This window comes from Marinomonas epiphytica, assembly GCF_054780655.1.
Map to the genome: position 1 here is coordinate 357,061 of NZ_BAAGVX010000026.1, position 13,824 is coordinate 370,884.

At 45.5% G+C, this 13,824-nt stretch carries 15 protein-coding genes; 11 read left to right on the top strand and 4 right to left on the bottom strand.

Annotated elements, in window-relative coordinates:
- Positions 1-19 precede the first annotated feature (19 nt).
- Positions 20-910, bottom strand: coding sequence for a LysR substrate-binding domain-containing protein (locus tag ACYVGZ_RS06780; RefSeq protein ID WP_460753036.1), 891 nt, complete (start codon positions 908-910; stop codon positions 20-22).
- Positions 911-1,168: 258 nt separating this feature from the next.
- Here ACYVGZ_RS06780 and ACYVGZ_RS06785 point away from each other — a divergent pair, with 258 nt between their 5' ends.
- Positions 1,169-1,774 (top strand): YitT family protein, encoded by a 606-nt coding sequence (locus ACYVGZ_RS06785; RefSeq protein WP_460753039.1) that lies wholly within the window; start codon positions 1,169-1,171, stop codon positions 1,772-1,774.
- Between the two features lie 19 nt (positions 1,775-1,793).
- Here the strand turns inward: ACYVGZ_RS06785 and ACYVGZ_RS06790 are convergent, their stop codons facing one another.
- Both ACYVGZ_RS06790 and zntR read right to left on the bottom strand, forming a co-directional pair.
- Entirely contained in the window at positions 1,794-2,948 is a 1,155-nt protein-coding gene (locus ACYVGZ_RS06790; RefSeq protein WP_460753042.1) for an SO_0444 family Cu/Zn efflux transporter, read from the bottom strand.
- Positions 2,945-3,403: a Zn(2+)-responsive transcriptional regulator gene (gene zntR, locus ACYVGZ_RS06795; RefSeq protein WP_460753045.1), complete on the bottom strand. Its 459-nt coding sequence runs from the start codon at positions 3,401-3,403 to the stop codon at positions 2,945-2,947. The genes ACYVGZ_RS06790 and zntR overlap by 4 nt, the downstream gene beginning before the upstream one ends.
- 227 nt (positions 3,404-3,630) lie before the next feature.
- Here zntR and ACYVGZ_RS06800 point away from each other — a divergent pair, with 227 nt between their 5' ends.
- From ACYVGZ_RS06800 to ACYVGZ_RS06840, 9 genes are read left to right on the top strand one after another with little or no spacing between them, the layout of a single operon-like run.
- On the top strand, positions 3,631-5,364 hold the full coding sequence (locus ACYVGZ_RS06800; RefSeq protein WP_460753047.1) for an AAA family ATPase: 1,734 nt from the start codon (positions 3,631-3,633) through the stop codon (positions 5,362-5,364).
- Positions 5,361-6,698, top strand: coding sequence for a cobyrinate a,c-diamide synthase (locus ACYVGZ_RS06805; RefSeq protein ID WP_460753050.1), 1,338 nt, complete (start codon positions 5,361-5,363; stop codon positions 6,696-6,698). Before ACYVGZ_RS06800 ends, ACYVGZ_RS06805 begins: the two co-directional genes overlap by 4 nt.
- 6 nt (positions 6,699-6,704) lie before the next feature.
- A complete protein-coding gene (locus ACYVGZ_RS06810; RefSeq protein WP_460753053.1) occupies positions 6,705-7,826 on the top strand; it encodes a cobalt-precorrin-5B (C(1))-methyltransferase in 1,122 nt (373 codons plus the stop codon).
- Between the two features lie 3 nt (positions 7,827-7,829).
- A complete protein-coding gene (locus ACYVGZ_RS06815) occupies positions 7,830-8,570 on the top strand; it encodes a precorrin-6A/cobalt-precorrin-6A reductase (RefSeq protein ID WP_460753056.1) in 741 nt (246 codons plus the stop codon).
- Between the two features lie 45 nt (positions 8,571-8,615).
- Positions 8,616-9,299 carry a precorrin-8X methylmutase gene (locus ACYVGZ_RS06820; RefSeq protein ID WP_460753059.1) on the top strand — a complete coding sequence of 228 codons (684 nt, stop codon included), beginning with the start codon at positions 8,616-8,618 and terminating at the stop codon, positions 9,297-9,299.
- Positions 9,300-9,301: 2 nt separating this feature from the next.
- The gene (gene cbiE, locus ACYVGZ_RS06825) at positions 9,302-10,579 is read left to right on the top strand and encodes a precorrin-6y C5,15-methyltransferase (decarboxylating) subunit CbiE (RefSeq protein ID WP_460753740.1); all 1,278 of its coding nucleotides are present in this window, start codon (positions 9,302-9,304) and stop codon (positions 10,577-10,579) included.
- A 30-nt stretch (positions 10,580-10,609) separates the two neighbouring features.
- Complete coding sequence (gene cobI, locus ACYVGZ_RS06830) at positions 10,610-11,356, top strand: precorrin-2 C(20)-methyltransferase (protein WP_460753062.1); 747 nt, start codon at positions 10,610-10,612, stop codon at positions 11,354-11,356.
- On the top strand, positions 11,353-12,123 hold the full coding sequence (locus ACYVGZ_RS06835) for a cobalt-precorrin 5A hydrolase (RefSeq protein ID WP_460753065.1): 771 nt from the start codon (positions 11,353-11,355) through the stop codon (positions 12,121-12,123). The genes cobI and ACYVGZ_RS06835 overlap by 4 nt, the downstream gene beginning before the upstream one ends.
- 26 nt (positions 12,124-12,149) lie before the next feature.
- The gene (locus ACYVGZ_RS06840) at positions 12,150-12,461 is read left to right on the top strand and encodes a thioredoxin family protein (RefSeq protein WP_460753068.1); all 312 of its coding nucleotides are present in this window, start codon (positions 12,150-12,152) and stop codon (positions 12,459-12,461) included.
- A 15-nt stretch (positions 12,462-12,476) separates the two neighbouring features.
- Here the strand turns inward: ACYVGZ_RS06840 and ACYVGZ_RS06845 are convergent, their stop codons facing one another.
- Positions 12,477-12,716, bottom strand: a complete 240-nt coding sequence (locus ACYVGZ_RS06845; RefSeq protein ID WP_460753070.1) for a hypothetical protein — start codon at positions 12,714-12,716, stop codon at positions 12,477-12,479.
- A 211-nt stretch (positions 12,717-12,927) separates the two neighbouring features.
- Here ACYVGZ_RS06845 and ACYVGZ_RS06850 point away from each other — a divergent pair, with 211 nt between their 5' ends.
- On the top strand, positions 12,928-13,788 hold the full coding sequence (locus tag ACYVGZ_RS06850; RefSeq protein WP_460753073.1) for an N-acetylmuramoyl-L-alanine amidase-like domain-containing protein: 861 nt from the start codon (positions 12,928-12,930) through the stop codon (positions 13,786-13,788).
- The last annotated feature ends 36 nt before the right edge of the window (positions 13,789-13,824 follow it).

A 13,824-nucleotide genomic window follows, 5' to 3' on the forward strand; every position in this document is an offset into this window, starting at 1 on the left:
TGCAAAGGTCAAGTTTTCCTTAATCGTCAGAAGGTGGTGATGCGAGTTGTTGGCATTGATCGACAAAAAACTGCGCATTTTGAGTTAAGGCGGTGTTTTTAGGGGTTACGATCAATAAATTTCGATTTAACTGTAAAGGGGTTTCGAATAGCTTGATTAAGCCAGAATCTAGTTCTTGAGAAATCGCCATGCGCGATAAACAACCAAAGCCTATTTGGTGAATAACGGCTTGTTTAACGGCTTCCATATGAGCTAAAGAGAGCACCACATTTAAATTGGGAATGCGGGAAGACGTTGCTTGCTCTAAAATTGTGCGGGTGCCTGAACCGGCTTCGCGCATTACCCAATCTGCAGACTCAAGGTCTTGCCAATCGAGCTGCTCAGGGCGGTCGTCCTGTGCCGATCCAAATACGACCAGCTCATCATTGAGCCAAGTGTGTGTTGTTAATTCCGCATGCTGGCAATAGCCTTCAATAAAGCCCACTTCTGCTTTTCCTGTTAATAACTGTTGAATCACACTTTGTGTGTTACCTATGTCTAGGTTAAAGCGAATATTTGGGTGTTGGGTCTTGAAAGCTGCCATTTGTTTGGGAAGCAAATAGTTACCAATGCTCACACTGGCCGCAAGATGCAGAGAACCACTGAGTTCATTGGCATTGCCCATGGTCTCAATTTGCTCGATTTGGCTGAGTACCGCCCGCGCTTGGGGTAGTAAATGTCTGGCCTGAGAGGTGATTTGTAAGCGTTTGCCATGACGCCTGAAGAGAGGCCTGCCAAGTAGGGTCTCTAACTCCCGTAAAGCTTGGCTAGCTGCAGGTTGGCTGATGTGTACAAGGTCTGCTGCAGCCGTTACAGAGCCTGTATGTACAACCGCTTCAAAAATTTGTAACTGTCTAAGTGTGATTCTCATGAGGACATTGTAGCCTTTTTTACCGGATTATGAAGTGCTTCTGGCTGCTCACTAGTAAGCTTTTAGATAAGAAAATAAAAAAAAAGGTGAAATTTTATTCAATTGAAGTAATAATGCACCTCGATCTGGTACGTATTGTGCTTGATTTAGCGTTAAGCTGTGCCTAGCTGAAGGCGCAGCGATTTGGGCTTCCAAAAGAAGCTGACGTTTAAATGGCTTTTTTGATCATAAGTTAGAAAAGCAAAGGAAGGACAAGTTATGTATATCACTCATCGTTGGCTCTCCATAGTGGAGGGATGTCTTCTTGTGGCTCTGGGGCTGCACATACTCAATTCTGCCGGGCTACTCATAAGTGGAACAGCAGGGGTTGGGATGATCCTAGGTAAAGTAACCGATCTATCTTTTGGGCAACTGTTCTTTTTGTTAAACATGCCTTTTTATGTTTTGGCGTGGCGAACACTAGGCAAAGAGTTTGCTTGGCGGACTTTTGTGAGTATTAGCTTGCTGTCTGCATTGTCTGAGTTAATGCGATACTACCTTCATATGACCATCAACCCTATTCTATCCGGCGTACTGGGTGGCATGTTGGTTGGCTTTGGTTTGATCATTTTGTTTCGTCATAATGCTTCTTTAGGTGGGTTAAACATTCTGGCGGTTTATCTTGAGCGCCGTTTCTCAATTCACGCTGGTCGTACGACTCTCATTGCGGATTTATGTGTGCTGGTGGCAGCGTTTGGAGTGCTGGATATTAGCCAATTGGTGTTTTCTTTGCTCGCCTTTGTACTGCTCAGTTCGGTGGTTGGGCGCTACCATAAACCACCTAAGTGGGCACAGGCTCCGCAAGCTCAAGAAAGTACTTCTTGAGCTGTACATTGATGGCTTGTTAGAGAAAACGCTTTTTCCCCTTACGGTACAGAGACAGTAAGACTAAAGAGCCTAACAAAGCACCTGATACCACCGTCGCCCAGAGTGGGAGCAATTCATGCTCTGGGCCAATTTGGGGAGCCACATGAAAGCCAAACTCAGTTACTAGATAGTCTATTAAAAAGCCGAAGCTTAAAGCTCCCCCCAGCACTCCTGTTAAATAGCCTAGTAGAGCACGCCTACCTAATTCTTTTGCCACTACTCCCAAAGTAGCTATGTTGGTGGCTGGGCCTGCTAGCATGAATACTAACGCAGCCCCTGGTGATACTCCTGCCATCAGCAAACCGGCAGCAATTGGGGTAGAAGCAGTGGCACAGATATACATAGGGATTGAAATAATCACTATTACTAGCATGGCCAAAAGGCCATTCCCCCATGAGGCGAGAAAGTCACTAGAGACATAAGTTTGTACTACGGCTGCAAAGCCAAGGCCGATCATTAGCCATACTACGGTATCATCCAGTAGGTTAGTGCTGGCATAACGAAACGCTTTAGCAAGCTTGCCTAAGAACTTGGATTTAGGTTTGGCGGGTTTATCACTGCTGCAGCAAGCACTTGCAACGCTCGTTTCTTTTATTGCTTCTGCAGTTGGCTCTTTATTGGATGAACAGCACGAGGTTTGTGTTGTTTCTTTTACTTGTTCTGGTATTTCCGTTTTACTGGTGCAGCAAGATGAAGTGGGTTTAGCAGACGAGTTTTGCAGCTTTTGTTCTTTCTTATCCTCTTGACCAACCAGTAGACCTGCAAGAATTGCACTAAGAATAGCGGCTATGGGTCGGACTACGGCCATAAAGGGTCCTAACAGCACATAGGACACAGAAATTGAGTCCAGCCCAGTTTCTGGAGTGGAAACCATAAACGATGTCGTTGCTGAGCGTGATGCACCAGATCTTCTTAGTCCAACCGCGGCAGGAATAACGCCACAGGAACACAGTGGTAAAGGAGCGCCAATAAAGGCGGCTTTAATGGTTGCCTTTAACCCATGCCCACCTAGTTGCTTATTCATCCAGTTCATGGGAATAAAAACGTTTAATAAGCCTGCTATCATTAAACCTAACAATAGCCAGGGAGCAGATTCTAAAAATAAAACTAAAAAGTTGTCGATCAGGTTCATGGGTGATCTTCCTTGTTAATCGAAATAGGGGCTGTGCTTTCTCGCCAAGATGGGTCACAAGACTCTAACGCTTCTAAAATTGTGCAATGCTCGGCACTGATGTCACCGCCGCAACAGGCTTGCGACAGTTGCGTTAAGGACTTTTCAAAATGCTGCAATTCAATGATTTTTTCTTGAACGCTTGTTAGCTTGATATCCACCAAAGACTTCACGTCGGAACACACGTTATTTTGCTTATCTAGGTCTATTGAAAGTAGCTCACTGATTTCACTCAAACTAAAACCAACGGACTTGGCTCTTAAAATAAAAGATAACCGTTGGGCGTCCTGCTGAGTATAAAGGCGGTATCCAGCCTCAGAACGGACGCTCGGCATGAGCAATTTGTGCTTCTCATAAAAGCGTAAGGTGTCTGCGTTGATCGCAAAACGTTTAGCGATTTCTCCGATACGGTACATACTGAATCCTTTAAAAGACTGTCGAATTAAGGTGATTATAAACCTTAGACTTATATCCAAGGTCAAGAGGCTGGGGTAGTTTTTAATGCGTGTTTTTCATCTTAGCGTGGTATTTTTTGATTTGACTTGATCCCTTGGGCAAGGATACTTATCAAGCGAGACAAACAAGGCGTAAACCCTCTACAATAGAGGGCTTAAATTATATTTTACATTAGCAAGGTCATTGGATGAGTCATACTCAGCATACTAACTTCCCTTTTACTGCGGTGGCAGGGCAAGAGCCTCTCAAGTTGGCACTGATACTCTGTGCTATCAACCCAAAAATTGGCGGTGTGCTGATTAGTGGTCCTAGAGGCGCAGCCAAAACCACCTTGGCAAGGGGGTTAGCGGCCATTATGCCTGCTCAGAGCCTTGAAAAAGAGGTGCCATTTGCAACCTTACCCTTAGGAACCACGGAGGATAGGCTACTAGGGGCTCTTGATCTTGAGCAAGTTTTGCAAGACAAAGAGGTGTCTTTCAAGCCTGGTATTTTGAGTCACGCCCATGGCGGCGTTTTGTATGTTGATGAAGTGAATTTGCTGGCCGACCATTTGGTTGATCAATTGTTGGATGTCTCCGCGAGCGGAGTGAATTACATTGAGCGTGACGGTATGAGTCATTCTCATGCTGCGCAATTTTTGTTGGTAGGCACCATGAACCCAGATGAAGGGGAGCTTAGGCCACAACTACAAGATAGATTTGGTCTCAATGTCGTGCTTACCAATCAGTACACTCTTGAAGAGCGAGTACAAATTGTACGTTTGCGAGAAGAGTATGATCTCGACCCTCAAGCGTTTATCGAAGCGTTTAAGTACAAGCAACGCAATCTTAAAAATACAGTACAGCAGGCAAGAGAAAAACTGTCTCAAATACGTTGCTCCGACTCGATTCGCCTAGAGATTGCTCAACGTTGCCAAGCCGCCTATGTTGACGGAATGCGCGCAGATATCGTTTGGCTACGTGCCGCTGTGGCTCATGCTGCTTGGCAAGGAAAAACAGAAATCAATGTTACAGATGTTGCAGCAGTGGAAGAGTTAGTACTGTCTCATCGTCGTCAACCAAATAATGTGCCTCCATCATCTAGGGCACCTGAGCCGCCGCGTTCTAGGGCGCCTCAACAGCCGCAAAAACACGATACGGACAACTCTTCGCAAGAAGGCGAGTGGGGAGCCATGGTAGGTGAACAACAAGCTACCAGCGAAGCAATTCATGTGCCGTTAAGCTCAAATACTACGAAGAACAGCTTTGACTCTGATACACAATCGTTAGCGGCAGGAAAAAAACGTGGCCAGTCAAAAGGCGTCGCTGAACAAAGTGCCACAGAAAAACAAGGCATTGATTGGTTTCGGAGTTTGGTTAACTCGCCTCAGGAGTGGCCGCCCAGCCATTTGGCTCATAAAAAAGATCGAACCGGCCAGACGGTATTGCACTTGGTGTTATTGGATACTTCCGCATCCACTTTGAAGCAAGGTGTCTTTTCGCAAGCAAAAGGGGTGATTTTGGACATTGCCCAACGGGCTTACTTGGCTCGTGAACATCTGGCTATTCTAGGCTTTGGTCAAGATGGCGTTACTTCTTTATTGCCTAGGGTAAGAGCGCCAAAAGAAATCTTACCCATGCTCGACGCGTTAAAAGCAGGAGGTGGCACACCTTTTCGTGTAGCGATTGAAAAAGCCAGCCACTATCTGCAGCAGCAACATAAACAGCACAGCAAGCTTGTCAGCCACACCTATATTCTTACTGACGGTCGTACCCAGGCCGATGTTTCTGACTTCTCGAATGGTGCTAGCGCCTTACTTGGGCACTGTGTGCTGATTGACACAGAAAACGCCCCCATTAAGCGTGGGCGCGGGGCACAGATTGCTGCGGATTTAGGGGCAGAATACTTATTGTTATCCAATATTTCTGAGAACACATTATGAGTAAGTCCGCAATTTATTGCCCAGCGTTGTTTCTCACAGCGCCCGCTTCCAACCAAGGTAAAACGACAATAACAGCCGCATTGGCAAGGTATTTTACCCAGCAGGGGAAATGTGTCCGAGTTTTTAAGACAGGCCCAGATTATCTTGACCCGCAAATACTCGCCCAAGCCTCTAAGCAACCAGTAGAGCAATTAGACAGCTGGATGGCGGGCAAAGAATATTGCCAAGAACGTCTTTATCTTGCAGCACAAACGGCAGATCTGATTCTGGTTGAAGGAGCCATGGGCATGTTCGATGGCGAGCCCTCAAGTGCTGATCTCGCTGAGTTGTTTGGAATTCCTATGGTGATTGTCATGGATGTAAAAGGTATGGCGCAAACTGCCGCTGCAATTGCTTCAGGACTGGCTAACTTTCGTGCCAGTTGCCAAATTGCAGGGATGATTGCCAATCGCTGTGGCAGCGAACGGCATGCACAGCTCATCCGCGATGCGTTACCTAAGGAACTGCCTCTACTTGCCAGTTTAAAACGGGATGAGAGTGTGGTTTTGCCAGAGCGTCATTTAGGCTTGGTTCAGGCCCATGAAGTCTCTGGTGAGCTTGAGCAAGCGTTTGACTCGGCGGTGGAGTGGTTGCAAACCAGCTTCGATGAAGGCTTGTTAACCTTACCTGAGCCAGTCGCTTTTTACCCGCTAGAAGAAAACCTACAGGCCGTGCCGCTACCTGCATTACTCAGCGGAAAGAAAATAGCCGTTGCCAAAGATTCAGCCTTTAGTTTTATTTATCAAGCGAATCTAGAGCTGTTAGAAGGCATGGGGGCGGAAGTGGTTTTCTTTTCTCCCCTTGAGGACACTCGCCTGCCAAGTGCGGACGCTTTATGGTTACCTGGCGGTTATCCGGAATTACATGCATCGCGTTTAGCGAGCAACACACCAATGCACAAAGCAATACAAGCCTTTCATGACTCGGGTAAAGGCATTTTAGCTGAGTGTGGGGGCTTGCTGTATTGCTTGCAAAGCCTATCGGACCTCAATGGTGAGGAATACCCGATGTTGGGGCTATTAGCAGGACAGGGTGCCATGCGAGGTAAGCGGGGATGCCAAGGCATGCAAACAGCGCAGTTAATACAAGGAGATGTGAGAGGCCATGCTCACCATAGGTCTCGCAGTGAAAATACACCGCAACCAATTGGTTATGGAAAAAGACAAAGGCATCCGGCTCCTGGAGAGGCGATATATCAAGAAAAGGGCTTAGTTGCCAGCTATCTACACTTATTCTTTCCCTCAAACCCAATGGCCCTTGCTCGGGTGTTCGCGCCGGAATTGGGTGTAGAGTAACCGTTTATGTGGCCAGAGAGCTCTGAGGCACCCAAAGCATTACGTAGCGGCTTAACGACTGGTAGCTGTGCTACGGCTTGTTGTGTTGCCGCCGCTCAATACTTATTTACTCAGCGCCAAGAGCCCGAGGTGCAGGTCACGCTCCCCAAAGGGCAAGAAGTGTCCCTAAACATCATTCAATATCAGCCTTTTTTACAGGGCTGTAAAACGGCAACGATTAAGGATGCAGGTGATGACCCCGATGTCACTCACGGCGCCACTGTGTTTGTGGAATTGAGTTTGGTGCCAGAAAAAGGGGTCCGTTTTTTTGCTGCTCAAGGGGTGGGTACCGTGACCCGAACAGGGTTGCTGTTGCCAGTTGGAGAGCCAGCCATTAACCCAGTTCCGAGGAATATGATGACAGAACATCTGCAAGACTTTGCACGTTTGCACCATTATCAAGGTGGATTTAATGTCGCAGTAGGGGTGGAACAGGGGGAGCAAATAGCACAAAAAACCATGAACCCCAGATTAGGTATCACGGGTGGTTTGTCTATTCTTGGCACCACTGGCATTGTTCGGCCTTTTTCGTGTGCTGCTTATATCGCTTCTATTCATCAAGGTATTGATGTGGCTCGGGCGAACAGTATTACTCATATTGCAGCTACGACTGGTAACGCCAGTGAGGCTGCTATTAAAGCCTATTATCAGTTAGAAGACATGGCGTTTATAGAAATGGGAGATTTTGTGGGAGCCGTATTAAAGCATCTTAAAAAAGTAGAATCTGCTGATCCTAAGCTTACTAAACTCTCAATTTGCGGTGGTTTTGGAAAAATGACCAAGCTTGCTGAAAAGAATATGGACTTAAATAGTCGTGCCTCCTCGATCAATTTAACAGCGTTAGCGGATTTAGCCGTAACATTAGGAGCTAGCAGCCAGGTGTGGAAAGCAATGAATCAGGCAAATACCAGTGTTGAGGCGCTGTCTATTTTTCAACAGAATCATGCTGATCTTAAGGCTAATGCACTGGCCAATGAAGTCTGCCAGAAGGCTGCTAATTTTTGTCGGACCAAGCTTCCGGCAAGTCTTGAATTAGAAGTGATGGCCATTGATCGTACCGGTAAGCTAATTGGCTATGCTCGGGGGTAGTAGATGAAAGTACTTCTTTTGGGTGGCACGGCAGATGCTCGAAAGCTCGCAGAAGGCTTAATTAGATCAGGCGTTGAACTCATTTATAGTGTGGCCGGTTTGGTACGTTTGCCAACATTAGATTGTCAGCTGGTGGTGGGCGGTTTCACTCAATTTGGTGGCTTAGAAAAGTACCTGCTTGCGCAGGAAATCACCTTGATCTTAGATGTGACCCACCCTTACGCGCAAACGATGAGTAGTAAAGCGGTGCAGGCGGGCAAAGCGGCTAATGTTCCTTGTTGGCGCTTTCACCGTCCTGCTTGGCGACCGAGTGACGAAGAAAATTGGCTTGAATACAATAACGATGACGCCTTATTAAAACGTCTTGTGGTGGCTCGTAAACCCTTATTAAGTGCTGGTCAAATGAGCCTTGAGCTTATTAACGCTATACTGGTCTTGCCTAATATTGACTCGGTCGTTTGGCGCACCGCAGTGGCACCTAAATTTGAGTTACCCACAAACGTTTACTGGTTAAAAGCCATTGGCCCGTTTGGTTACGAAGATGAGAAAACTTTGTTTTTAACCCAAGGTATTGACGCTCTGGTCACTAAAAATAGCGGCGGTGATGCCACTAAAGCAAAGTTAACCGTGGCAGACGAGTTAGGTGTACCTATTATTATACAAAGTCGTCCTCTATTACCTGAGGCAGACAAAGAGTTCAGTGATCTTGATGTCTGTTTACACGCTTGTATGGGGTTGAATTAGATTCGCTTACAGCTAAAAGCCTGTATGCATTGAAAAAGAGAAAATGTGTTGAAGAACAATCAAGATCATAGCTCTGGAAACCAGATAACACCTTATCATTATGAGCACAGCCCGACGAATATTGAACAGCAAAGCTTTCAGCAGATTCGTGAGTTGGTCAATTTGTCTGCTTGGAACCTAGACCAACAACAAGTCGTGATGCGCATAGTACATAGTTTGGGCTTGCCAGAGGCGGCTGAACATGTTCGTTTTAGTGCTCGCGCTGTTGAAGCTGGTAGAGATGCCCTGGCAAATAATCAGAACATTTTGTGTGATGTTGAAATGGTAAAGCAGGGTGTGACCAAGCGTATGATTAGCCAGCCTCCTTTGTGTTTTCTAAATGATTCAAGAACGGCGCAGCTAGCAAAACAGCAAGGAGAAACACGCTCTATGGCGGCTCTTTCTCTATGGCAAGAGCACTTGAATGACAGTGTTGTATTAATTGCTAATGCACCAACCGCCTTGTTTCGCTTGCTTGAAATGCTACAGGCAGGACAGGCCAAACCTGCGCTTATTATCGGCATGCCGGTGGGCTTTGTGGGGGCAGCAGAATCAAAGCAAGCCTTATGGGAAGCTCATCAAGACCTAGGCATCGAATGCATTACCTTGCTTGGGCGCATGGGGGGAAGTGCTGTCACTTCAGCAAGCTGTAACGCCCTGTTGCGCTGCAATCATGGAGAATACTACTAGTGATGAAAATTCATGTTGTTGGTCTAGGCATCACTGAGCCTGCTTGCCTGACCTCAGCCCCCCAAGCTCTGCTGACGAACCTCACCTCAGATGATTTGTTAATTGCTTCAGAGCGCCAACTGGCGATGGTTAAATTTAATAAAGCAGTACAGGTTCGTGTATTGCCTAAACTGGTAAAGCTTGAAAGCTTATTGTTAGAGGCGCAAACCGATAGAGTTTCAAGAGTGGTGGTATTGGCCTCGGGTGACCCGCTTTATTATGGTATTGGTGCTTGGTTAGGGCGTTTTGTAAAGGCTCACTCAGCGGTTATGAGTATTCAATACTATTCGAATGTCTCGAGCATTCAGGGAGCTTGCGAAAGGCTAGGGTTATCTCAACAAGATGTTACCGTGCTGAGTGTGCATGGCCGCCCTCTCAACAGTATTCGACCCCATTTACAGGCTAATAAAACTTTGGTGCTGCTGACTGATCAAAATAGCTCTCCTAATCATATCGCGAAAGAAGTGGTTGCTGCGGGCTTGCTTGCCAGTCGTTTAAGTGTTTGTGAAAGGATGGGGTACAAAGACGAGAAAGTGCGCCATTTTGAGATAGGTGAATTACTTGAGTCTCCTGTTAGCGTAGATCCACTTAATGTTGTTGTTGTCTTTTTGGCAGGACAATCTGTGCGCTTTGTCAGTGCGCCGGGTATTCCTGATGAATATTTTGTCACTGATAAAGGGGCTGGCAAAGGCATGATAACGAAACGAGAGGTACGGCTCGCGGTGTTGTCTTATTTGCAGCCTAATAGTGGTGATATTATTTGGGATATTGGTGCGGGCTGTGGTGGAGTAAGTGTCGAGCTTGCCTACTGGCAGCCTAAGGCTCAGATTTATGCGGTAGAGCATCATGATGAACGTTTATTTTGCTTGCGGGCTAATCAAGAGCAATTTGGTGTGAGCAACAATCTCACCTTAATAGAAGGGCGTGCTCCACAAGCATTGGCGGCATTGCCGTCTCCCAATAAAGTATTCATTGGTGGCAGCGATGGTGATTTAGTGCCGTTATTGGAACAGGTGTGGGAGTCTTTACCTCAAGGTGGCGTGTTATTAGTTTCTTGTGTTACCGAAACGACTCGCTTTTATACCATGCAGTTTTCTTTACAAAGAGCCAACGCTCAGGATTGCCAAGAATTAACCAGACAACTGGCTGTCTCCAAGGGAGAGCAGTTGGCCGGTCAAAACATTTTCAGACCGAACCTTCCTGTGACCTTATATCAATTTACTAAAGTGACAGGTAATTAAGCCCCCTATGCAAGTGAAAGAGAGTAATACGTGAAACAGATTGAAAACCATCAAGCTAAGCGAGTAGGGCGATTTATTGGGGTTGGTGTGGGTCCAGGGGATCCGGAGTTGATTACTTTAAAGGCACTCAGGTCTATTCAAGCAGCCCCTGTGATTAGCTATTTAGCCAATGATTCTGGGCAGTCTCAATCAAAACACATTGCTAGGGAAGCGTTTGTGGGTATGGCTCAATTACCAATAGAAATTCCCATTATCATGCCTATGTCGACAGACAGGCGCTTAGCCAATCAAGTGTACGATGCGGGGGCTGAAAAAATACGCCAACATTTGTTATCAGGACAAAATGTTGTGTTTTTATGTGAAGGGGATCCTTTGTTTTTTGGGTCCTTTGCATACTTGCTAGAGCGTATTAAAGGGCACTTTGAGTGTTCGGTCGTACCAGGTATTTCTTCCATTAACGCCGCGGCTTCACGTTTAGCTCATCCTCTCACTGTTTTGAAAGAGTCCTTTGCGGTAGTGAGTGGTCGCCATAGTGCCGAACAGATTGATATGGCTTTAGCCCATCATGATACAGTTGTAATAATGAAGGCGGGGCGGGCGAGACCTCGAATTTTAACAGCACTTCGAAAAACGGGGCGTTTAGATGAAGCCAAGTACCTTGAATATATTGGTAGAGAAAATGAACAGATTATTGAAGACGTTAGCCAGCTAGAAGAAAAAGCAGGGCCTTATTTTTCTTTGTTTGTTGTTACCCGTTCCCAAAGAGGAACAGCATGATCCGCATTTTTGCTTTGACTCCAGAGGGGCTTAGCTTAGCACAAGAGCTAAATGAAAAACTTCAATCTATTGGTGAAAGCTGTCAGCTAGATTACAAGCCCATACCCTTTGCAAAGCGCGCTCAACAAGCCTTTATCAACGGAGAAAAACTGATTTTTATTTGTGCCACAGGAATCGTAATTCGAAGCTTGGCTCCTGTGTTGCAAAATAAACATCAGGACCCTCCTGTGCTGGCCTTAGATGAACAGGGGCAGTTTGTTATTCCTCTGCTGTCTGGCCACGAAGGTGGGGCGAACGATCTGGCCAAGCAGGTGTCAGAACTATTATTGAATCAGTTGGTTATGACCACCGCCAACGCCTATGTTGAGCCTACCTATACCTTGGGTATGGGGTGCGAACGTCATTGTCCTTTGGCGTTTTTAGAGAGTCTTATGTTAGAAGCTCTAGCGAGTAAGGGATTGTCTCCTGCTGACATACACAGTCTTAATAGCATAAATATCAAAGCAGATGAGGTTGGCTTGATACAGCTAGCCAAGAAGTATCAGTGGCCCTTTCATACTTATTCTGCCCAACAGCTAAATACCATGACGGACTTATTGTCGACTCGATCAGATTATGTTTTTAAAACCGTTGGGGTTTATGGGGTTGCGGAATCAGCTGCATTATTGGCCAGTCATGAAGCCAATGATCAGCCTCCCGAGTTGGTGCTGAAAAAAATTAAGAATACGAAAGCCACTTGTTCAATTGCACGTTCGTATAAGCATTAAACGTAACAATAATTAACCGGTGTGACATGTTTAAACAAGAGTTTCAAAATCAAGAATTAAACTTTGACGACATAAAGAGTATAAAAGGCTTAGTGATATTAGAGTTTGGCGCTCCATGGTGTCCTCATTGCCAAGTTATCCAAGAACCTTTGTGCGAACTTCTTAACGGCTCAGCGCCAATGACTCATATAAAAATTTATGATGGCAAGGGAAAGCGACTCGGTCGCTTATTCAAAGTGAAATTATGGCCTACTTTGATTTTACTTAAAGAGGGTGAAGAGCTTGATCGCCTAGTTAGGCCGGATAGCCGAGCACAGCTAGAGAGATTTATTGGCTGAGTGAGCTCTTTATAATTATGCTTTAATATCGATTAAGCTGCCGAGGGTGGAGTTAGCAGTCTCGATGACGCGAGTGCTGGCTTTTGCTTCTAATTCTGCGCTTTTTAGGCTTACTAAAGAGTCTTCTAACGGTATGTTGTTAGGGGATTCTTGTTGGCTATGAGCAATATTTTGGCTTGCCTGGGTAAGTTTGTCCTGACTGTTTTGCAGTCCAAACTGCCCCTGTAGAAAGGGAGAGGCTGGTGGTATTCTCATAGGAGCGATATCCATTGTATAAATAATAAGTGTTGATATTTTATACAAGCTGGTCTTATTTGTCAGGCTATAAAATAATTTTTACTAGGTTAAAGTTTTAAGGTCAGTGGTTAGGTTGCGAACTTACTATTTTCTACTATCAATACTAAATTTTTGTAGAACCAGTAGCAAAGCTATACTGGTGGTATCTTATGCTTTATTGGTGGCTTGTGTGGCTAATAGGGAGGATTCAGCGAGCGACAGACCTCTACCTACCTCAATGGCTGACCGAGTGATAGAGCAGAGTGAGGTCTTTTTAGGCGCACCATATTTAGCGAATCCCTTAGGTGAAGGAGTAAGCGGTCGTTTTGACTCTGACCCTCTTTATCGTTTTGACGCATTTGATTGCACCACTTTTGTGGAAACTGTGCTTGCTAAAGCGATGTCCCATGATGACGATTCATTTGTCGCTACCTTGACGCAAATACGCTATAAAAATGGGCAAGTTAGCTTTGAAAATCGTAATCACTTTCCGAGTCTTGATTGGATTCCCAATAATAAACATTTCTTAAAGGACATAACGGTCCCAATTGCTCAGGGTAAAGTAAGTTATGCCGACACTGTGATTGATAAAAAAGCCTGGTATCAGGCGATGAGTTTAGAGAGTTATGCTTGTCATCTTTCTAAGCAAGATTGTGTTCACCTGCTCGACGATCTACGGAAACTAGGAAGTGGCTATACTAAACAAAGTGTGAAGACGCCTTTTATTCCGATTAAACTGCTTTTTAAAGATCTAAAAATAGAAGAGGAAGTAACTTGGAGTGGCTTGAATAATGAGCTATTAGCCGCACTTCCAAATGGGGCTGTCGTTAATTGGGTGAGACCGAACTGGCAGGTGAAAAAATGGATTGGTACCAATATGAATATTTCCCACCAAGGTTTCATTGTTCGCAAAGGCGATCGGGTGTATTTACGCCATGCAAGTGAAGAGAAAGGTGTGGTCGACGAAGACTTTGCTGAATATGCTGCACAATTTTTGGCTTGGTCTTCGTTAAAGGGATTTAACTTGCAACTGCCTATTGAAGCAAAATAAAACGTCGCATGATCTGGTGATCATGCGACGTTTATC

Coding starts and splice junctions, on each gene's coding strand:
- ACYVGZ_RS06800 (WP_460753047.1), top strand. CDS start 3,631: ATGAGTCATACTCAGCATACTAACTTCCCTTTTACTGCGGTGGCAGGG.
- ACYVGZ_RS06845 (WP_460753070.1), bottom strand. CDS start 12,716: ATGAGAATACCACCAGCCTCTCCCTTTCTACAGGGGCAGTTTGGACTG.
- ACYVGZ_RS06785 (WP_460753039.1), top strand. CDS start 1,169: ATGTATATCACTCATCGTTGGCTCTCCATAGTGGAGGGATGTCTTCTT.
- ACYVGZ_RS06840 (WP_460753068.1), top strand. CDS start 12,150: ATGTTTAAACAAGAGTTTCAAAATCAAGAATTAAACTTTGACGACATA.
- ACYVGZ_RS06780 (WP_460753036.1), bottom strand. CDS start 910: ATGAGAATCACACTTAGACAGTTACAAATTTTTGAAGCGGTTGTACAT.
- ACYVGZ_RS06815 (WP_460753056.1), top strand. CDS start 7,830: ATGAAAGTACTTCTTTTGGGTGGCACGGCAGATGCTCGAAAGCTCGCA.
- ACYVGZ_RS06810 (WP_460753053.1), top strand. CDS start 6,705: ATGTGGCCAGAGAGCTCTGAGGCACCCAAAGCATTACGTAGCGGCTTA.
- ACYVGZ_RS06790 (WP_460753042.1), bottom strand. CDS start 2,948: ATGAACCTGATCGACAACTTTTTAGTTTTATTTTTAGAATCTGCTCCC.
- cbiE (WP_460753740.1), top strand. CDS start 9,302: ATGAAAATTCATGTTGTTGGTCTAGGCATCACTGAGCCTGCTTGCCTG.
- zntR (WP_460753045.1), bottom strand. CDS start 3,403: ATGTACCGTATCGGAGAAATCGCTAAACGTTTTGCGATCAACGCAGAC.
- ACYVGZ_RS06805 (WP_460753050.1), top strand. CDS start 5,361: ATGAGTAAGTCCGCAATTTATTGCCCAGCGTTGTTTCTCACAGCGCCC.
- ACYVGZ_RS06835 (WP_460753065.1), top strand. CDS start 11,353: ATGATCCGCATTTTTGCTTTGACTCCAGAGGGGCTTAGCTTAGCACAA.